A 17,974-nucleotide genomic window follows, 5' to 3' on the forward strand; every position below is an offset into this window, starting at 1 on the left:
GATAAATAAATTATTCTTTATCAGCGGCCAGTAACTGATTCAACCACTGCGTAAAATCTTTGCCAAGTGCAGGATGCCGCATGCCGTATTCGACAAACGCCTGCATGTAACCCAGCTTATTGCCGCAGTCATGGCTGATCCCTTTCAGGTGATAGGCTTCAACCGTTTCTTGCTGCATCAGCATTTCAATGCTGTCAGTGAGCTGGATTTCATTGCCGGCGCCTGGAGGCGTTTTCGACAGCAGCGGCCAAATGTCGGCAGAAAGCACGTAGCGCCCTACAATCGCCAGATCGGAAGGTGCTTCGTCCGGCGATGGCTTTTCGACGACGCTGACCATCGGTGCACTTTCACCCGGCTGCAGTTCATAGCCTTTGCAGTCGGCTACGCCGTAATTACCGACATCTTTGTGCGGTACGGGTTCAACCATGATCTGGCTGATGCCGGTTTGTTCAAACCGTTGCAGCATTTCGTGCAAGTTGTCTTTTTTAAGATCGGCGCTGTACTCATCAAGGATCACGTCAGGTAAAATCACGGCCACCGGCTCGTCACCCACCAGCGGATAGGCACACATAATGGCGTGCCCCAGCCCTTTGGCGACGCCCTGACGCACCTGCATCACGGTCACGCCCTTTGGACAGATGGACTGAACTTCGTCCAGCAACTGACGCTTAACGCGCTTTTCCAGCATCGCTTCCAATTCAAAGCTGGTATCGAAATGGTTTTCGATCGAATTCTTGGAGGAATGGGTAACCAGCACAATCTCGTTAATCCCTGCAGCAATACATTCATTAACCACGTATTGGATCAGGGGTTTGTCGACCAGCGGCAGCATTTCTTTTGGAATGGCTTTTGTCGCCGGTAACATCCGTGTTCCCAAGCCTGCAACCGGGATCACAGCCTTTCTGACTTTACGATTTACAGCAGGCATTATTTCCTCTCTTAATAGCGCTCACTTTATGAGCTTTTCGCCATATAAAAACCTTCGGAGTATACCAGCTTATGACTGTCTGGCATTAACCGCAGCACAAATAGAAAGAATTTAGGACAATTACCCAAGGGGTTAACTGAGGTAAAAATAATCACGTCAAATATCTGGATTTCAAATACTATTTCGGTCGTTGGGATTATTCGGCACTGAGCATCAACCGCAGTCGCCCACCTGAGCCCCAGACCTGGCACTGCCAGGCAGCGCAGTGTTGACTGATTTGATTCATGTACGTCGCACCCAGCGTGCCAAGCGGCACGCCGTTGCTCAATTGAATTTGATTGTCGCCGGTATTTACATTGGCATGCAGGCCAGCGGAGACCAGGATCAGGTTCTTATATTCGGCGTGGTAATAACCCACCAGCAGTGGGAATTGCCCTTCCAACCGGCCCTGACGTAATAATTGATTAACTTGTTTTAACAATGCGCTCATTTGCGGCAGCCTTTGACGCTGATTCGCTAAATGATCCTGCAATAATCCATTAAATAAAGCTCGCAACAGTAACGCCGCCAATACGCCATTATCCCCTGCACGCGTCACATCCAGACAATAGAAAGCCAGATCTTTATCCGACAGCGCCGCAATATCCAGCACTAGCCCGGGGTTTTCTCCGGTGGTCAATTGCCGATAATTAATCCGGCAATGGGCAACGGTCTGCTGCACCGGGGGTTGTAACTGCTTGAGCAGCTTCACCGCTTCGGAAGGGTTTTTACTCAGCGCGTCCCAGTCCTGTAACAGCTCGACTTCTTCAATCGCTGGGGAAGTGAACATATTGGGATACAGGCAACCCAGCACCGCCTCTCGCAGACGATTAAGATCGGTCACCGGCTTTAACAGCACGTCCTGCACGCCTAACCGCAGCATTTTGGCGATATCGGCCATTTTATCGGTCGCCGATATCACCAACACCGGAATTTGCACGCCCTGCAGGCGCAGATGCTCGACAAACTCTATCCCGTCCATTTCCGGCATTGCCAGATCACACAGGATTAAATCCGGGTGAACGTCATCCACCAGGCTCAAGGCCAGCAAACCATTGGGCGCCTCACTGGTTTCTGCTCCCAACGATTTCAGATAGCCAACAAGCACCGAACGAAAAACCAGTTCGTCCTCGACCACCAAAATGCGCTTGTCAGTCAATGGTAATGCCATCAGCCGTGCCTCTTCCCTTTCCATAGTGTAATAGTGGCTCAAAAAGGCCATTTATGCTTGCCGGAAATTTTTCCAACGGTGGGGTATTCTCCCGAGAACCGGCGATTATTTGTTTTTTATCAACGGCAATAGCATGTCGATCTGTTTTTCCACCGCCAGTTTTCCGGCGGCTATCGCCTCATCGGCGCGATGGAAATCCAGCGTCGAAATCTGAGGACAATAAGGTTGAATCAACACATCAGGCGGATCGCCGGCCATGCGGTTGCGTTTCAGGCGATTTTCCAGAACCTGGATCGACGTCCCCATGATCTCCATCGCCGTAGGCGTGAAGTTGGGCTTTCTGGTGGTCATTTTGCTGATGCGTTCCCTTAAGCGCCCCCGCCAGTTGCGGGCAGGAAGATCTTGCGGCGCCTCCACATCGTGATTGCGCACCGAGAATAAGTCCTGCTGCATTAAATGAGCATCATGCTGCAAATCGACGGCGATGACGATGTCGGCTCCCAATGCCCTGGTCAATGAAATCGGCACAGGATTCACCACTGCGCCATCCACCAGCCAATAGCCATCAAACCAGACAGGTGCCAACAGGCCCGGCATGCTGCACGACGCACGAACCGCCTGATGAATATCGCCCTCCGTCAACCACAGCTCGCGTCCGGTACTGAGATTGGTTGCCACGGCGCCGAATTTGAGTGAGCACTCGGCGATATCATCGATCTTCAGCAATTGCCCCACCGCGTTGAAAACCCGTTCGCCGCGTAGCAATCCGCCCCGCTGCCAGGACAAGTCCATCAACCGGATCACGTCCCAATAGCTGAACGAACGTACCCAGGTTTCCATGGCAGGCAAACGGTGGCTGGCAAAAGCGGCCCCCACCAGGGCGCCCACCGAGCAACCCGCTACTATATCGACTTCAACGCCCAATTTCTTTAGCGCGTTGATCACGCCGATATGCGCCCACCCTTTCGCCGAACCCGCGCCCAATGCCAATCCAATCTTTATTTTTCGCATACTTTCCGCCCTTTGCCCGGTGAATTGTATCAATGACGCTGTCAGCGTAGATTGTCACGATCGAATAATGTTAGGTAACATATGCGCTAAATTTCTTTCGGCATCGGCCCGTTCCTCAGGTTCCGGCCATTTTAGGAGTCACCTTGTCCGAATTATGCCCCTGCGGCGGCGGAGTGGAGTATAGCGCATGCTGCGAGCCCTACATCAACGGCAGCCAAACGCCATCAACCCCCGGACAGTTAATGCGCTCGCGCTTTAGCGCTTACGTAAAACACAACGTGGATTATCTGATTGCTACCTGGCACCCCGACTGCCACGCGGCGGAATGGCGAAACGGGATCGTCGACAGTTTCAAAGACACCGAATGGCTCGGCCTGACGGTGGTAGAAGAAAAACCGGGCCATGAGGCCAATGAAGGTTTTGTCGAATTCATTGCCCGTTTTATCGATGGCGGCACCGGCGAGCAAAGGGCAATGCACGAACGCTCGCGCTTCCTTCAGCTTGGCCAACGCTGGTATTATATTGACGGAACCAAACCTCAGCCTGGCAGAAATGCCATTTGCCCATGCGGCTCAGGAAAAAAATATAAAAAGTGCTGCGGGCGTTAAGCCGGCAGTCACCGTGCCCAAGAGATTTCAGGCGATGGCCTGAAAACGAAAGCAATAAAATTCTCGCCTGCGCAGACAGGACATACCGTATCAGACAGGATCCTCATCCCCATGCCACACCAAAATGTACAAAGAAAAGTTTTGCGCACCATTTGCCCGGATGCCAAAGGCCTAATCGCCAAGATCACCAATATTTGCTACAAGCATGAGCTCAACATTGTTCAGAACAACGAGTTCGTCGATCACCGCACCGGTCGTTTCTTTATGCGTACCGAGTTGGAAGGCATTTTCAACGACACCACGTTGCTGGCTGATCTCGACAGCGCGCTGCCGGCAGGCTCGGTGCGTGAACTGCATAATTCCGGCCGCCGCCGCATTGTCGTGCTGGTGACCAAAGAAGCACATTGCCTGGGCGATCTGCTGATGAAAAGCGCCTACGGCGGCCTGGACGTGGAGATTGCGGCGGTTATCGGTAACCACGATACGCTGCAAACGCTGGTAGAGCGCTTTGATATTCCGTTCCATCTGGTCAGCCATGAAGGTCTGACTCGCGATCAGCACGATCAGAAAATGATGGCCCAGATCGACCAATATCAGCCGGACTACGTGGTACTGGCCAAATATATGCGTGTGCTGACGCCGGCGTTTGTACAGCACTATCCGAACCAGGTGATCAATATCCACCATTCCTTCCTGCCGGCCTTTATCGGCGCAAGACCTTATCATCAGGCTTACGAGCGCGGTGTGAAAATCATCGGTGCCACGGCCCACTATGTTAACGATAATCTGGATGAAGGCCCGATCATCATGCAGGACGTGATCCACGTCGATCACACCTATTCTGCCGAAGATATGATGCGTGCCGGACGTGACGTTGAGAAAAATGCCCTCAGCCGTGCGCTCTACCACGTGTTGGCGCAACGAGTATTTGTGTACGGCAACCGGACGGTTATTCTGTAATTGCTCAATAAAGCGGTGCCTTTCGTTCAGGGATGCACCGCCACGGGCAAAAAATCGGCAAACGATTCATTTTCTGCATTTCAATACTTTACACGCCCGCTTCATTTGATATGATGCGCCCCGCTTACCGAGACAGACGTTTCGCAAGCAAGGCCAGTGGTGGGGTTCCCGAGCGGCCAAAGGGAGCAGACTGTAAATCTGCCGTCACAGACTTCGAAGGTTCGAATCCTTCCCCCACCACCATCTTCTCTCTGTTGATGAGTGCACAGCGAAAGCTGAAGTCACTTAAAACACTGAGGGGGAAGATGAGAAGCTTCGCCAAGGTTCGAGTCTCACGCAGTGAGACAACGCGCTTTAGCGCGGCCCGCAGGGTGAGGAACGAAGAGACGAATAATCCTTCCCCCACCACCATCTTCTCTCTGTAAAGAGTGAAGACGCAGTAAAGAAGCCGGCCAGGTTTCTTCCGGATAAAACCGGAACTACAATGTATAAAACCATGAATACCATGGTGGGGTTCCCGAGCGGCCAAAGGGAGCAGACTGTAAATCTGCCGTCACAGACTTCGAAGGTTCGAATCCTTCCCCCACCACCATCCTTGTATATCCCTCAGAAACAAACCAAACCTGAAAGTCCCAATATCACTCCTTAGCGGGAGGGATGAGAAGCTTCGACTAGGTTCGAGTCTCACACAGTGAGACAACGCGCTTTAGCGCGGCCCGCAGGGTGAGTCGCGCAGCGACGAGTAATCCTTCCCCCACCACCATCCTTGTCTATTCCCTAGCATCAAATCAATCCTTAGCACTCCGATATCTCATTTATCAATTTCCTTAATCTTTCTGCACGTCCTCAACTTGAACTCCGACCAACAATTCGCTATACCACTGGCTTCTTTAATGCAGTAAGGAAAAAAGTGCATGCGTAACAATATCTGCGTTTTTTGCGGCGCCAGCGAAGGCGTTAACCCTGCCTATGCCGAGAATGCACGGCAACTGGGCCAGACACTTGCCGCCCAAGGCCGACGCTTGATCTACGGCGGCGGGAAAAAAGGGTTGATGGGCATTGTGGCAGATGCCGTACTTGCCGCCGGTGGCGAAGCGGTGGGTATCATTCCTGAACGATTGGTTGAAGCAGAAACTGCGCACCGTGGCCTGACCGAGCTGGAGGTGGTCCCTGACATGCACACCCGCAAGGCGCGTATGGCGGCCCTAGCTGACGGTTTTATCGCCCTGCCGGGCGGCATAGGAACTCTGGAAGAGCTGTTTGAAATCTGGACCTGGGGTCAGATTGGCTATCACAGCAAACCGGTAGGCCTGCTCGACGTGAACGGTTTCTACCGCCCGCTAAACAATTTCCTGCAGCACGTGGCCGATCAAGGCTTTATGCGTCATGATTATCTCGGCACCATGCACATCAGCGAATCCGCACAAACCTTGCTGCAACAATTCGACGACTATCAGCCCAAAAATTACGACCGCTGGGCGAAATAACCCGGCTTGCCAGCGGCGGTCATTGCCGCTGGCCCACGTTACATTTCCGGCCAAACTCTGCTACTATCTCAACACATTTTTCTCGTATAAACGGCACCGCTCATGAAGTTTGTCTCTTTTAATATCAATGGACTGCGCGCGCGTCCGCACCAACTGGCCGCAATTATCGAGCAGCACCAACCCGACGTGATCGGTCTGCAAGAAACAAAAGTTCACGATGATATGTTTCCGCTGGAAGACGTGAGCCAGTACGGCTATCACGTGTTCTATCACGGGCAAAAAGGCCATTACGGCGTAGCGCTGCTGACCAAAGAAAAGCCGCTGGCCGTTCGCCGGGGTTTCCCTACCGATGAAGAAGACGCCCAGCGCCGCATCATCATGGCCGACCTGGCTACGCCGCAAGGCACCCTGACGGTAATCAACGGCTACTTCCCACAGGGTGAAAGCCGTGACCATCCGATCAAATTCCCTGCCAAAACGCGCTTCTATCAGGATCTGCAAAACTACCTTGAGCAGCAGATGTCAGTAGACTCACCGGTGTTGGTGATGGGTGACGTCAATATCAGTCCAAGCGATTACGATATCGGTATCGGTGAAGAGAGCCGCAAGCGCTGGTTGCGCACCGGTAAATGCTCTTTCCTGCCGGAAGAACGTGAATGGATGGATCGCCTGATGAACTGGGGCCTGGTGGATACCTATCGCCACGCCAATCCAGAGCGCAACGATCAGTTCTCATGGTTCGACTACCGTTCGCGTGGCTTTGATGAAAACCGCGGCCTGCGTATCGATCTGCTGTTAGCCAGCACGCCACTGGCCGCGCGTTGTATCGCGACCGGCATCGATTATGAGATCCGCGGGATGGAGAAGCCATCGGATCACGCACCGGTCTGGGCGGAATTCTCGCTGTAATTAATCCAACCCCGGCCCTGCCGGGGTTTCTCTCTGTGGTAAAGATGAAAATTATCGATGTCGTCGCCGCCATCATCGAAAAGAATGGCAAAATTTTACTGGCACAACGCGATGCCGACAGCGATCAGGCCGGCCTGTGGGAATTTCCCGGCGGAAAAGTGGAACCCGGCGAAAGTCAGCCTCAAGCCCTGGCGCGTGAACTGGATGAAGAGTTGGGAATAGTGGCCAGCGTCGGCGATTACGTCGCCAGTAATCCGTGGCAGCAAACTGAGCGGGTGATTAGGTTACATGCCTGGCGTGTCGAGGCATTCAGTGGCGAATTGCAGAACCGCTGCCATGCCGACTTTGTTTGGGTAACGCCGGAGCAGGCGTTTGACTATCCGCTGGCTCCGGCCGACGTACCGCTGCTGGCCGCGTATATTGCCAGTTTAGCGTCAGAAGCCTGAGCCGCTGACGTTACCGCGTCACTTCTTCAGGCGGATCCAGATCAACGGATTAGTTCCCACCACGTTGGGGTCGCGCACGCACTGCAGCACTTCCCCTTCCACCTTCAGTACCGCCCCTTCAGAATAGTTTTGATCCTGATAAATGCAGCAGCGGCTGCAAGGTTGCACGGCAGGTTGAGCCGCCGCGCTTTTCGCCGCGCCCCAAATTTCCGGCGATACCGGCACCACCACGTCCACATCGCCACGGTTGGCCATGACCGCAGACGAAAATAACAGTGCGCCAGTGGTCAGCATCAGTAAGGCGTAATTCATTCGCTCTTCTCCCGCGCCTTGCCGGCGCTCTTCTTGCGTTTTTTTGCCCCGGAGGAAGGTGGCGGCGGCAACCCGCGAAACGCCATACTCGCCCGGCTCTGCTTGGCCTGATAAATCAGCTCCTGCAAAGTCCCCACCAGAGGTTGCATAAAGTCCTGATAGCGACAGGATTTCTCACTGATTTGCGTCAGCGTAGCCTCCCAGTTCGCCGTCATATCCGGACGGGCAGCAATATCCGGCAGCGAATGGATCAACGCCCGACCGGTTTCACTGGAATGAATATAACGCCCTTTCTTATACAAAAACGCCCGCTTGAACAGTAACTCAATAATGCCTGCGCGCGTGGCCTCGGTCCCTAAACCATCGGTCGCTCGCAGGATTTTCTTTAGCGCTTTATCCTGAACAAAACGTGCAATACCTGTCATGGCGGAAAGCAGGCTGGCATCGGTGAATGGGCGCGGCGGCTGCGTCTGACGCTCAACCACTTCACCGCGTTCGCACAACAGTTCGTCATCCTTCGCCACCACCGGTAACGGTGCGCCTTCGTTTTCTTCATCGCGCTCTTTGCTGCCCAAGAGTGTGCGCCACCCGGCTTCAGCCAGGAAGCGTGCCTTGGCGATAAACTTGCCTCCGGCGATATCCAGCTCAATGACGCATTTGCGGAACATGGCGTCCGGGCAAAACTGCATCAGGTACTGTCGGGCAACCAGCCCATAAACGTTCAGTTCGTCCTGACTGAGGCTGACCTTGCTGGCACGTGCGGTGGGAATAATTGCGTGGTGAGCATCCACCTTCTTGTCATCCCAGCAACGGTTACGACGATCGCTGTCGATCACCGGCTGCGGGTAAAGATCCGGTTGATGAACACTGATGGCGTTCAACACCGAATGGCGCCCGGCGAAATGCTCTTCCGGTAGATAGCGGCAATCAGAACGCGGATAAGTGATTAACTTATGGGTTTCGTACAGGCGCTGACAGACATCGAGCACCTGCTGCGCACTCAGGTTAAAGCGTTTGGAAGCTTCGATCTGCAAAGTCGACAATGAAAACGGCAGCGGAGCGGTATCTGATTCCCGTTTATCATTATAGGAGGTGACCAGCGCTGGTTGGCCCTCGATGCGCTTGAGCACGTGCTCCGCCAAAGGCCGGTGCAGCAGACGCCCTTCCTCATCCTGATAGGGTTCGCAGGAGTCGCTGGGTTGCCACAGGGCGACGAATCGCTCCTCTTTCGGCGTCACGATGTGCGCTTTCACTTCGAAGAAGTCTTTCGACACAAAGTTTTCGATATCTTCGTCCCGTCGCACTACCAGCCCCAATACCGGCGTTTGTACCCGCCCGACGGACAACACGCCGTCATAACCGGCATTGCGCCCCAAAATGGTGTAGGCGCGGGTCATGTTGATGCCATACAGCCAGTCAGCGCGGGAACGTGCCAGGGCGGAAACACACAGAGGAATAAAATCGCGGTTATCACGTAACCGTTCAATGGCGCGTTCCACCGCCTGCGGGTTGAGATCGTTGATCAGGCAGCGGCGTACGCTTTGACGTTTTTCCGGCGTCAACGCCAGATAGTCGAGCACCTCGTCCACCAGCAGTTGCCCTTCGCGATCCGGGTCACCTGCGTGCACCACCTCATCGGCCTCATGCAGCAGTTTTTTGATCGCATTAAGCTGTTTGCTTACCGACGGGCGGGGCTGCAACTGCCACTTTTCAGGGATGATCGGCAAGTCCGCCAGCGACCATCGCGCATAGCGACTGTCATAGGCATCCGGTTGCGCCTGTTCCAATAAGTGTCCCACGCACCAGGTCACCACATCATTGTTACCACAGGCGATAAATCCGTCACCGCGGCGGTGCGGTTTAGGGAGTACGTCGACAATGGCGCGCGCCAAACTCGGTTTTTCGGCAATAAACAGTCGCATTATTCACCGTTATTCTGGCTGTACGTCATCAGGAATTCTCTTACTTCAGCATAATTCCCGCGGAACACAATCCGCTGGGATTTTTTTTCCAATTGATAGTGATACATCGGATCATAGTAGTGCTGCAACAACGGCACCAGCCACTCCTGATGCGCGTCACTATTACCGCCGGCATATTGACGCTGTAACGCCCATTCCAGGCTCTGCGTCAGCTGCTGAAAACGCTCCAGGCCCAAGCGACGGCGAATGGCAAACAGGCCGTGGTGCAAATACTCGTCGTATTTCTGCCAGCCCAGCTCCGCCCCCAAAGCCTGCTCAAACGCCAGACGCATGCGATCGATATATTCATGCTGCAACCGTGCCAGACGCACCTCGAAAGGATCGTCGATAACGGCCACCGGCGCCTGCTGCATGCGGGTGAAAATGGGCAGCGGCAGATTGTTGCTGCCGATAATGCGCCCTTCGTCCTCCAGCACCCAACGGCGGCAGCCACCATGCTGTTTTTTCAGCAATAACACAGCCAGACGATTCTCAAAATCAATCTGTCCGCTTTGTGCCACCAGCGTTCGGCCAAAAGATGAACCGCGATGCCGCGCCGCGCCTTCCAGATCGATACCTTCGGCCAGCTCATTGACCAACACCGTTTTGCCGCTGCCGGTATTGCCGCCGATCAGCACCATCGGCAGTTCGGCGCTTTGTTCCAACGTGGTCAGCAAGAACTGCCGCAGCGCCTTGTAGCCGCCTACAATGCGCGGATAGTCCACTCCAGCCTCATGCAGCCATTGCTGCACCAGTTGCGAACGCAAGCCTCCGCGAAAACAGTAGAGGTAACCTTCCGGCCATTGCGCGCATTGCGCCAGCCACGCCGCCGTGCGCTCCTCGCGCAATCGGCCGTTAACCAGGCTGTGGCCCAGAGCAATCGCTGCCTGCTGCCCCTGCTGTTTGTAACAGGTGCCCACCGCCTGCCGTTCATCGTCGTTCATCAACGGCAGGTTTACCGCATTGGCGAAAGCGCCCTGCTGAAACTCAACCGGCGCACGCACATCAATCAGCGGGATATCCTGCAAAAAAATGCGCCGATAGTCTTGGGTATCCGCCCGAGCCAACGTAACAGACACTACACAACCTCGATCAGCGGCTTGCCCGCAACGGCCGTATGCAGTTCACCAATAGCCTGAAACTGAATGCCGTGACGTTCGGCAATTGCCTGAACCTGCTGTTCCGCTTCCGGTAATACCGCCAGCAGCAAGCCACCAGAGGTCTGCGGATCGCACAGCAATTGCCGCTGCAGGCTGGTCATTTCACCGACCAGATGGCCGTAACTTTCGAAGTTGCGCCCGGTACCGCCCGGCACGCAGCCTTCGGCAATATAGCGCTCGATGTCCGGCAATTTTGGCACCTGCTCAAACCAAACCGTCGCCTGCAACCCCGACCCCTGGCAAACCTCACTCAGGTGGCCCAGCAGGCCGAAACCGGTCACGTCGGTCATCGCCGTTACGCCTTCCACATCGGCAAAATCCGCGCCCGGTTTATTCAGTTGGCACATAACTTCGGTCGCCAGGCCTTCATGCTCAGGGCGTAATTGACTTTTTTTCTCGGCGGTGGTCAGCACGCCGATGCCCAGGGGCTTGGTCAGGAACAGGCGGGCTCCGGCCTGGGCCGCGCTGTTCTTCTTCACCCGGTAGGTATTGACGATACCGGTAACCGCCAGGCCAAAAATAGGTTCAGGAGCATCGATAGAATGGCCGCCGGCCAACGCGATCCCCGCCTGTTGACAGGCGTAGCGCCCACCGTCTATCACCTGTTGCGCCACTTCCGGCGGCAGCTTGGCTATCGGCCAACCCAGAATGGCAATCGCCATGATCGGTTTCCCGCCCATGGCATAGACGTCGCTGATCGCATTGGTTGCCGCGATGCGGCCGAAGTCGAACGGGTTATCGACGATAGGCATAAAGAAATCGGTAGTGCTGATAATGCCAACGCCGTTGCCGATGTCATACACCGCAGCATCGTCACGGGTTTCATTGCCCACCAGCAAACGCGGATCGACAAACTTCTCCCGCTCGCTGTGCAGAATAGTTTCGAGAACTTTCGGTGAGATTTTACAACCGCAGCCTGCGCCATGGCTGTACTGGGTTAAACGGATCGCTGGCGATGTCATATACCACTCCCTTCGGTTAACGGCATTCAAGATATCATAGGGTAGCGCTTGCCGAGGGGAATGGTAAGAGCAGGCTGTCGATAAGCGAACAGCCTGCTCAGAAACAACACAGAATGGCGGGATTTAACTCATTTTTGCCGCAACCTGCGCCTGCGTTTAGAAATAGCTGACGAAAGGCGTGCTGTCAGGGGCGACAACTTTGGTGGCGGCTTTCAACTGAGGAGTACCCAAATACAGGAAACCCACAATTTCGTCCTGCTCGCGGCAGCCAAAGGCTTCGCGAACCAGAGGATGTTCGGTCCAAGCACCGGTACGCCAGATGCCGTTGAAACCTTGCGCCAGCGCGGCCATCTGCATCGCCTGCACCGCACAACCGGCAGAAACCACCTGCTCCCAGCGCGGCACCTTGGTTTCTTCGGTGCAATGCGCCACCACGGTGATGATCAGTGGTGCGCGGAACGGGGCTTTTGTCGCCTTTTCAATGGCCGCTTCGTCCATATCGTCCTGCTTTGCAGCAGCTTGTAACAATTGGCTGAAGCGCTCCAGGCCCTGGTTTTCAATCATTATAAAACGCCATGGCTGCAATGCGCCGTGGTCAGGTGCCCGCAGGCCCGCGTTGATGATATTTTGACGAGCCTCATTGGCGGGCGCAGGCTCGGCGAGGCGTGAGGCCGAACGGCGATTCAATAAAAGATCCAGTGCATCCATCGTAAACTCCTGATAACAATTTTCATTACGATCACGTTAACATAGCTAAACGGCGAGTGACAGCGTCGGTAATACCCTCTGTGACACACGATTTAAAGCTGACATTTCCTCGGCCGCTCATTAGGATAGCGGAACATTCTCGACTCTTGCTGGAGAGCACATGCGCACATTGTGGCAAATCATTGCCGGCGTTTTCAGGTGGACATGGCGTCTGCTGAACTTTATCAGGGAACTGATCCTTAATCTGTTCCTGGTGTTGCTGATCCTGGTTGGGGTCGGTATTTATCTTTCATTCCAGAGCGCAACCACCCCTGCCGTTGCTACTCGCGGCGCGTTACTGGTGGACCTGAGCGGCGTGGTCGTTGACCAACCCTCGATGAACAACAAAGTGCGCCAATGGGGTCGTGAACTGCTGGGTGCGTCCAGTAACCGTCTGCAGGAAAACTCCCTGTTTGACGTGGTTGACAGCATCCGCAAAGCCAAGGACGACAAAAACATTACCGGCATGGTATTGCAGTTAAATGATTTTGCCGGCGCCGATCAGCCTTCGCTGCAATACATGGGCAAGGCGCTGCGGGAATTCCGCGACAGCGGGAAACCGATTTTCGCCATTGGCGACAGCTATAACCAGACGCAATACTATCTGGCCAGCTACGCCAACAAGGTTTATCTGTCACCGCAGGGCGCCGTCGATCTGCACGGTTTCGCCACCAACAATCTTTACTACAAATCCCTGTTGGAGAAACTCAAGGTCACCACCAATATCTTCCGGGTGGGCACCTATAAATCTGCGGTAGAACCGCTGATCCGTGACGATATGTCACCGGCCGCCCGTGAGGCCGACAGCCGCTGGATTGGCGGGCTGTGGCAGAACTACCTGGATACCGTAGCCGCCAACCGTCAGATCACTGCGCAGCAACTGTTCCCGGGCGCGGCGGGCGTACTCACTGGCTTGCAGGCCGCCGGTGGCGATACCGCAAAATATGCGCTGGACAATAAGCTGGTGGATGAGCTGGCTTCACGCACCGTGATCGAGAACCAACTGATCAAGACTTTCGGTTGGGACAAGCAGGCGAACGATTTCAACGCCACCAGCATCTATGACTATCAGCCGAAAGCGGCGCCGGATCAGGGAGGCAAAATTGCCGTGATCTTCGCCAACGGCGCGATCATGGATGGCCCGCAGACGCCAGGCACCGTTGGGGGTGACACCACCGCCGCGGAACTGCGTCAGGCAAGACTGGATCCGGCGATCAAAGCGGTTATCTTCCGGGTTAACAGCCCTGGGGGCAGCGTCAGCGCTTCTGAAGTGATCCGTTCCGAACTGGCCGCAGTACGCGCCGCCGGAAAACCAGTGGTGGTTTCCATGGGCGGTATGGCGGCATCGGGCGGCTATTGGGTCTCTACGCCGGCGGACTACATCATCGCCAGCCCGAGCACCCTCACCGGTTCTATCGGCATCTTCGGGGTGATCAACACCTACGAACAGACGCTGGACAGCATTGGCGTGCATACCGACGGTGTGGCCACCTCGCCGCTGGCGGATCTGGCGGTAACCAAGGCGCTGCCGCCAGAGTTCTCGCAGATGATGCAGCTGAACATCGAGAAAGGTTATCAAAACTTTATCGATCTGGTCGCCAAAGCCCGCAAAATGACGCCGCAGCAGGTTGATCAAATTGCTCAGGGGCACGTGTGGTTGGGCAGCGATGCCAAAACCAACGGTCTGGTCGATCAGCTGGGCGATTTTGACGACGCGGTGAAAAAAGCGGCCGAACTGGCGCAGTTGAAACAATGGCAGCTTAACTGGTTTGTCGATTCGCCAAGCCTGACCGACATGGTGCTAAGCCAGTTTGGCGTGTCTATTCACGCCATGCTGCCGGCAGCCATTCAGTCAATGCTGCCTGCGCCGCTGGCCTCAGTCGCCATGGCGGTGAAAGAACAGCCGGGTTTGTTCAATAACCTGAACGATCCGCAAAACCGCTATGCCATCTGTTTGACCTGCGGAGAAGTCCGCTAACAAATTAATCCTCAGCCCGGCACCCGCCGGGCTTTTTTTCTGCGCTTATCCCCCTATAATTCAGCCCATCATATTTCTGTTAAAACAATGACCATGCAAAAGAAATCGATTTACGTCGCTTACACCGGCGGTACCATCGGCATGCAACGCTCTGATCACGGCTACATTCCGGTGTCCGGTCACCTGCAGCGCCAACTGGCCTTGATGCCTGAGTTTCACCGGCCGGAGATGCCGGACTTCACCATTCATGAATATGCGCCGCTGATCGACTCCTCCGACATGACGCCGGAAGACTGGCAGCATATCGCCGACGACATCAAACAGAATTACCACCTCTATGATGGTTTCGTGATCCTGCACGGTACCGACACCATGGCCTTCACCGCTTCGGCGCTGTCGTTCATGCTGGAAAACCTGGCCAAGCCGGTGATCGTCACCGGTTCGCAAATCCCACTGGCTGAACTGCGTTCCGACGGTCAAACCAACCTGCTCAACGCGCTGTACCTGGCCGCCAACCATCCGGTGAATGAAGTCAGCCTGTTCTTCAACAACAAACTGTTCCGCGGCAACCGCACCACCAAGGCGCACGCTGACGGTTTCGACGCCTTTGCCTCGCCTAACCTGCCACCGCTGCTGGAAGCCGGGATCCACATCCGTCGCCAGAACGGTATCGATAGCCCGGTCTGCAACGGTGAGCTGAAAGTGCATGACATCACTCCCCAGCCGATCGGTGTGGTGACGATTTACCCAGGGATTTCCGGCGCGGTGGTGCGCAACTTTTTGCTGCAACCGGTGAAAGCCTTGATCCTGCGTTCTTACGGCGTGGGCAACGCACCGCAAAAAGCGGAGCTGGTTGATGAATTGCGCGACGCTTCCGAACGCGGCATTGTGGTTGTGAACCTGACCCAGTGCATATCCGGCCGGGTGAATATGGAAGGCTACGCCACCGGCAACGCGCTGGCCCATGCCGGGGTCATCAGCGGTTTTGACATGACGGTCGAGGCCGCCTTGACCAAGCTGCATTATCTGCTGAGCCAACCGCTGACGCCGGCGCAAATCCGCAGCCAGATGCAGCAAGATCTGCGCGGCGAACTGAGCATCAGCGGTTAACCCCCCCTTTACGACGGAGTCGCGATGAAAACAGCCCTGCTGCTAATCGATTTGCAAAACGATTTTTGCCCCAACGGCGCATTGGCGGTAACAGACGGCGACGCCGTGATCGCCGTAGCCAATCGGGCAATAGAGGCCTGCAACGCGCGGGGCGAGCCCGTGGTCGCTAGCCAGGACTGGCATCCTGCCAATCACCGTAGCTTTGCGGTAAACGCCAATGCACAGGTGGGTACGCTGGGTGAACTGGAGGGGTTGCCGCAGGTGTGGTGGCCGGTGCACTGCGTTCAGGAAAGCCCAGGTGCCGAGCTTCATCCGCAATTAAACCAACGGGATATCGTCGCCGTATTCCGCAAAGGTCAAAATACGGATATCGACAGCTACAGCGCCTTCTTCGACAACGGACATCGCTCGCGTACCGAGTTGGACCGCTGGTTGAAAGCTCATGACGTGAGCCATTTGGCCGTGATGGGGCTGGCAACCGACTACTGCGTCAAGTTCAGCGTCCTGGATGCGCTCGCGCTGGGGTATCAGACTTCGGTAATTACCGACGGCTGTCGCGGCGTTAATTTGCAACCTGGCGACAGTCAGGAAGCCCTTCAGGCCATGCAGCAGGCTGGTGCAGAGCTCGTTACCCTGTCACAATTCATCGAACGATAATGCGTCGGGTGCTGATGGCACCCACCCATTCCCCCACCGACAAATCTCGACATCGCTCACATTCCGACCATTCTCCTGTGATGACATCTTGTTCGCGTGCAGCACATTTGCTGTTATGACCGCTGATGCCTTGGCATCAATCAGTTATACGCATCCGGGGCCCATTGAGCCCGGCTTTATGTTACCGCCTGAGGCGGTTTCGGGTCGGCCTTGCCGACCAAAGGAGATAACATGGTTTTCACCCGTAAACTGCTGCCTTTGCTGGTCGCGGTGCAGTTTGGTATGGCTGGTGCCGGCATGGCACACGCCGCCTCTTACCTCTCCGTCGGCTATTTCAACGGCGGGGGTGACGTTACCGCCGGTCCAGGCGGCGATATCAACAAGCTGGACGTCACGCAAATCACTCACCTCAATTACTCCTTCGGCCTGATCTACAACGATGAGAAAGAGGAATCCAATCCGGCGCTAAAAGACCCGGCTCGCCTGCACCAGATTTATCTGTCACCCAAGGTGATGGCCGATCTGAAGCTGCTGCCGGTGTTGCGTAGACAGAATCCTGAGTTGAAAGTGCTGCTGTCCGTCGGCGGTTGGGGGGCTCGCGGTTTTTCTGGTGCGGCGGCAACGCCAGAGAGCCGGAGCGTATTTATCCGTTCGGTGCTGGACGTCATCAAGCAGTACCAACTGGACGGCATCGATCTCGACTGGGAGTATCCGGTTAACGGTGCCTGGGGGCTGGTCGAAAGCCAACCGGCGGATCGGGCCAACTTCACCGTGCTGCTGAAAGAACTGCATAGCGCCCTGAATAAAAATAAATTGCTGACCATCGCCGTAGGCGCCAACGTCAAAAGTCCGCAGGAATGGGTGGACGTCAAAGGTATTGCGCCCTACCTCGATTATATCAATCTGATGACCTACGACATGGCGTACGGCACGCAATATTTCAACTCCAATCTGTATGATTCCAAACAATGGCCGACCGTCGCGGCGGCCGATCGTTACAGTGCCAATTTTGTCGTGGATAATTATTTGGCCGCCGGATTAAAACCGGCGCAGCTAAATCTGGGCATCGGTTTTTATGGTCGGGTCCCCAAACGCGCCACTGAGCCCGGCATCGACTGGGACAAAGCCGACGCGGCGAAAAACCCTGTCACCCAGCCCTATTTCACCGCCCGCGAAACCGCCGTCTTCAAATCACTGGGGTTGGATCTGACCAAGGACAGCTATTTCAAATATAACGATATCGTCAGCAAGCTGTTAAACGATCCACAGCGGCGCTTCAGCGCCCATTGGGACAGCGATGCCCAGGTTCCGTATCTGACGATGAAATCCGCCGAGGGCAAGCCCTTATTCGCCATTTCGTACGAGAACCCGCGCTCGGTTGAGCTGAAGGCTGATTACATCAAGAACAAGGGATTGGGGGGTGCGATGTTCTGGGAATATGGCGCAGACGACAATAACCGACTCGCGCATCAACTGGCGGAATCGCTGGGGATCAACGGCGGGAAAGGCTAAACCCACGGGGCGATGT

General features: G+C 55.2%; 17 protein-coding genes, 2 tRNA genes and 2 other RNA genes. 13 read left to right on the plus strand and 8 right to left on the minus strand.

The window, feature by feature from the left end; all coding sequences use genetic code 11:
- Window positions 1–10: 10 nt before the first annotated feature.
- The 3 genes from galU to rssA all read right to left on the minus strand — a co-directional run bounded on the left by galU (window position 11) and on the right by rssA (window position 3,149).
- Window positions 11–928: a UTP--glucose-1-phosphate uridylyltransferase GalU gene (gene galU / locus LQ945_RS02640; RefSeq protein WP_270102205.1), complete on the minus strand. Its 918-nt coding sequence runs from the start codon at window positions 926–928 to the stop codon at window positions 11–13.
- A gap of 196 nt (window positions 929–1,124) precedes the next feature.
- The gene (gene rssB, locus LQ945_RS02645) at window positions 1,125–2,138 is read right to left on the minus strand and encodes a two-component system response regulator RssB (protein ID WP_182822106.1); all 1,014 of its coding nucleotides are present in this window, start codon (window positions 2,136–2,138) and stop codon (window positions 1,125–1,127) included.
- Between the two features lie 105 nt (window positions 2,139–2,243).
- Complete coding sequence (gene rssA, locus LQ945_RS02650) at window positions 2,244–3,149, minus strand: patatin-like phospholipase RssA (RefSeq protein WP_129940707.1); 906 nt, start codon at window positions 3,147–3,149, stop codon at window positions 2,244–2,246.
- A gap of 143 nt (window positions 3,150–3,292) precedes the next feature.
- On the opposite strand from rssA, the gene LQ945_RS02655 reads away from it, so the two are divergent.
- From LQ945_RS02655 to LQ945_RS02695, 9 genes are all read left to right on the plus strand, one after another.
- Entirely contained in the window at window positions 3,293–3,757 is a 465-nt protein-coding gene (locus LQ945_RS02655) for a YchJ family protein (protein ID WP_270102206.1), read from the plus strand.
- Between the two features lie 111 nt (window positions 3,758–3,868).
- Window positions 3,869–4,717 carry a formyltetrahydrofolate deformylase gene (purU, locus tag LQ945_RS02660; protein WP_020827197.1) on the plus strand — a complete coding sequence of 283 codons (849 nt, stop codon included), beginning with the start codon at window positions 3,869–3,871 and terminating at the stop codon, window positions 4,715–4,717.
- 158 nt (window positions 4,718–4,875) lie between these two features.
- Window positions 4,876–4,960: transfer RNA gene (locus tag LQ945_RS02665), tRNA-Tyr, on the plus strand.
- 42 nt (window positions 4,961–5,002) lie between these two features.
- Window positions 5,003–5,128, plus strand: a non-coding RNA gene (locus tag LQ945_RS02670) — RtT sRNA.
- Between the two features lie 96 nt (window positions 5,129–5,224).
- Window positions 5,225–5,309: transfer RNA gene (locus LQ945_RS02675), tRNA-Tyr, on the plus strand.
- A gap of 44 nt (window positions 5,310–5,353) precedes the next feature.
- A non-coding RNA gene (locus tag LQ945_RS02680) (RtT sRNA) lies at window positions 5,354–5,480 on the plus strand.
- Between the two features lie 151 nt (window positions 5,481–5,631).
- Window positions 5,632–6,204, plus strand: coding sequence for a TIGR00730 family Rossman fold protein (locus LQ945_RS02685; RefSeq protein WP_020827198.1), 573 nt, complete (start codon window positions 5,632–5,634; stop codon window positions 6,202–6,204).
- Window positions 6,205–6,306: 102 nt separating this feature from the next.
- Window positions 6,307–7,113 carry an exodeoxyribonuclease III gene (gene xthA / locus LQ945_RS02690; protein WP_269935133.1) on the plus strand — a complete coding sequence of 269 codons (807 nt, stop codon included), beginning with the start codon at window positions 6,307–6,309 and terminating at the stop codon, window positions 7,111–7,113.
- Window positions 7,114–7,157: 44 nt separating this feature from the next.
- Entirely contained in the window at window positions 7,158–7,559 is a 402-nt protein-coding gene (locus LQ945_RS02695) for a pyrimidine (deoxy)nucleoside triphosphate diphosphatase (RefSeq protein ID WP_182822101.1), read from the plus strand.
- 18 nt (window positions 7,560–7,577) lie between these two features.
- Here the strand turns inward: LQ945_RS02695 and LQ945_RS02700 are convergent, their stop codons facing one another.
- The 5 genes from LQ945_RS02700 to LQ945_RS02720 form a co-directional block, all read right to left on the minus strand.
- Window positions 7,578–7,871, minus strand: a complete 294-nt coding sequence (locus LQ945_RS02700; RefSeq protein ID WP_044551745.1) for a DUF1496 domain-containing protein — start codon at window positions 7,869–7,871, stop codon at window positions 7,578–7,580.
- On the minus strand, window positions 7,868–9,793 hold the full coding sequence (locus LQ945_RS02705; protein WP_270102207.1) for a DNA topoisomerase III: 1,926 nt from the start codon (window positions 9,791–9,793) through the stop codon (window positions 7,868–7,870). Before LQ945_RS02705 ends, LQ945_RS02700 begins: the two co-directional genes overlap by 4 nt.
- The gene (gene mnmH, locus LQ945_RS02710) at window positions 9,793–10,911 is read right to left on the minus strand and encodes a tRNA 2-selenouridine(34) synthase MnmH (protein WP_270102208.1); all 1,119 of its coding nucleotides are present in this window, start codon (window positions 10,909–10,911) and stop codon (window positions 9,793–9,795) included. Before mnmH ends, LQ945_RS02705 begins: the two co-directional genes overlap by 1 nt.
- Window positions 10,911–11,954, minus strand: coding sequence for a selenide, water dikinase SelD (selD, locus tag LQ945_RS02715; RefSeq protein ID WP_270102209.1), 1,044 nt, complete (start codon window positions 11,952–11,954; stop codon window positions 10,911–10,913). The genes mnmH and selD overlap by 1 nt, the downstream gene beginning before the upstream one ends.
- A gap of 156 nt (window positions 11,955–12,110) precedes the next feature.
- Window positions 12,111–12,662 carry an NAD(P)H nitroreductase gene (locus tag LQ945_RS02720; RefSeq protein WP_262241389.1) on the minus strand — a complete coding sequence of 184 codons (552 nt, stop codon included), beginning with the start codon at window positions 12,660–12,662 and terminating at the stop codon, window positions 12,111–12,113.
- A gap of 160 nt (window positions 12,663–12,822) precedes the next feature.
- Here LQ945_RS02720 and sppA point away from each other — a divergent pair, with 160 nt between their 5' ends.
- The 4 genes from sppA to LQ945_RS02740 all read left to right on the plus strand — a co-directional run bounded on the left by sppA (window position 12,823) and on the right by LQ945_RS02740 (window position 17,958).
- Entirely contained in the window at window positions 12,823–14,679 is a 1,857-nt protein-coding gene (sppA, locus tag LQ945_RS02725) for a signal peptide peptidase SppA (RefSeq protein WP_270102210.1), read from the plus strand.
- Between the two features lie 93 nt (window positions 14,680–14,772).
- Window positions 14,773–15,789 carry an asparaginase gene (ansA, locus tag LQ945_RS02730; RefSeq protein WP_044551755.1) on the plus strand — a complete coding sequence of 339 codons (1,017 nt, stop codon included), beginning with the start codon at window positions 14,773–14,775 and terminating at the stop codon, window positions 15,787–15,789.
- A gap of 24 nt (window positions 15,790–15,813) precedes the next feature.
- Window positions 15,814–16,446 carry a bifunctional nicotinamidase/pyrazinamidase gene (gene pncA / locus LQ945_RS02735; protein ID WP_270102211.1) on the plus strand — a complete coding sequence of 211 codons (633 nt, stop codon included), beginning with the start codon at window positions 15,814–15,816 and terminating at the stop codon, window positions 16,444–16,446.
- Window positions 16,447–16,677: 231 nt separating this feature from the next.
- The gene (locus LQ945_RS02740; protein WP_270102212.1) at window positions 16,678–17,958 is read left to right on the plus strand and encodes a glycoside hydrolase family 18 protein; all 1,281 of its coding nucleotides are present in this window, start codon (window positions 16,678–16,680) and stop codon (window positions 17,956–17,958) included.
- The last annotated feature ends 16 nt before the right edge of the window (window positions 17,959–17,974 follow it).

The organism is Serratia liquefaciens (assembly GCF_027594825.1).
In the GTDB taxonomy this organism is placed as follows: Bacteria; Pseudomonadota; Gammaproteobacteria; order Enterobacterales; family Enterobacteriaceae; genus Serratia; species Serratia liquefaciens_A.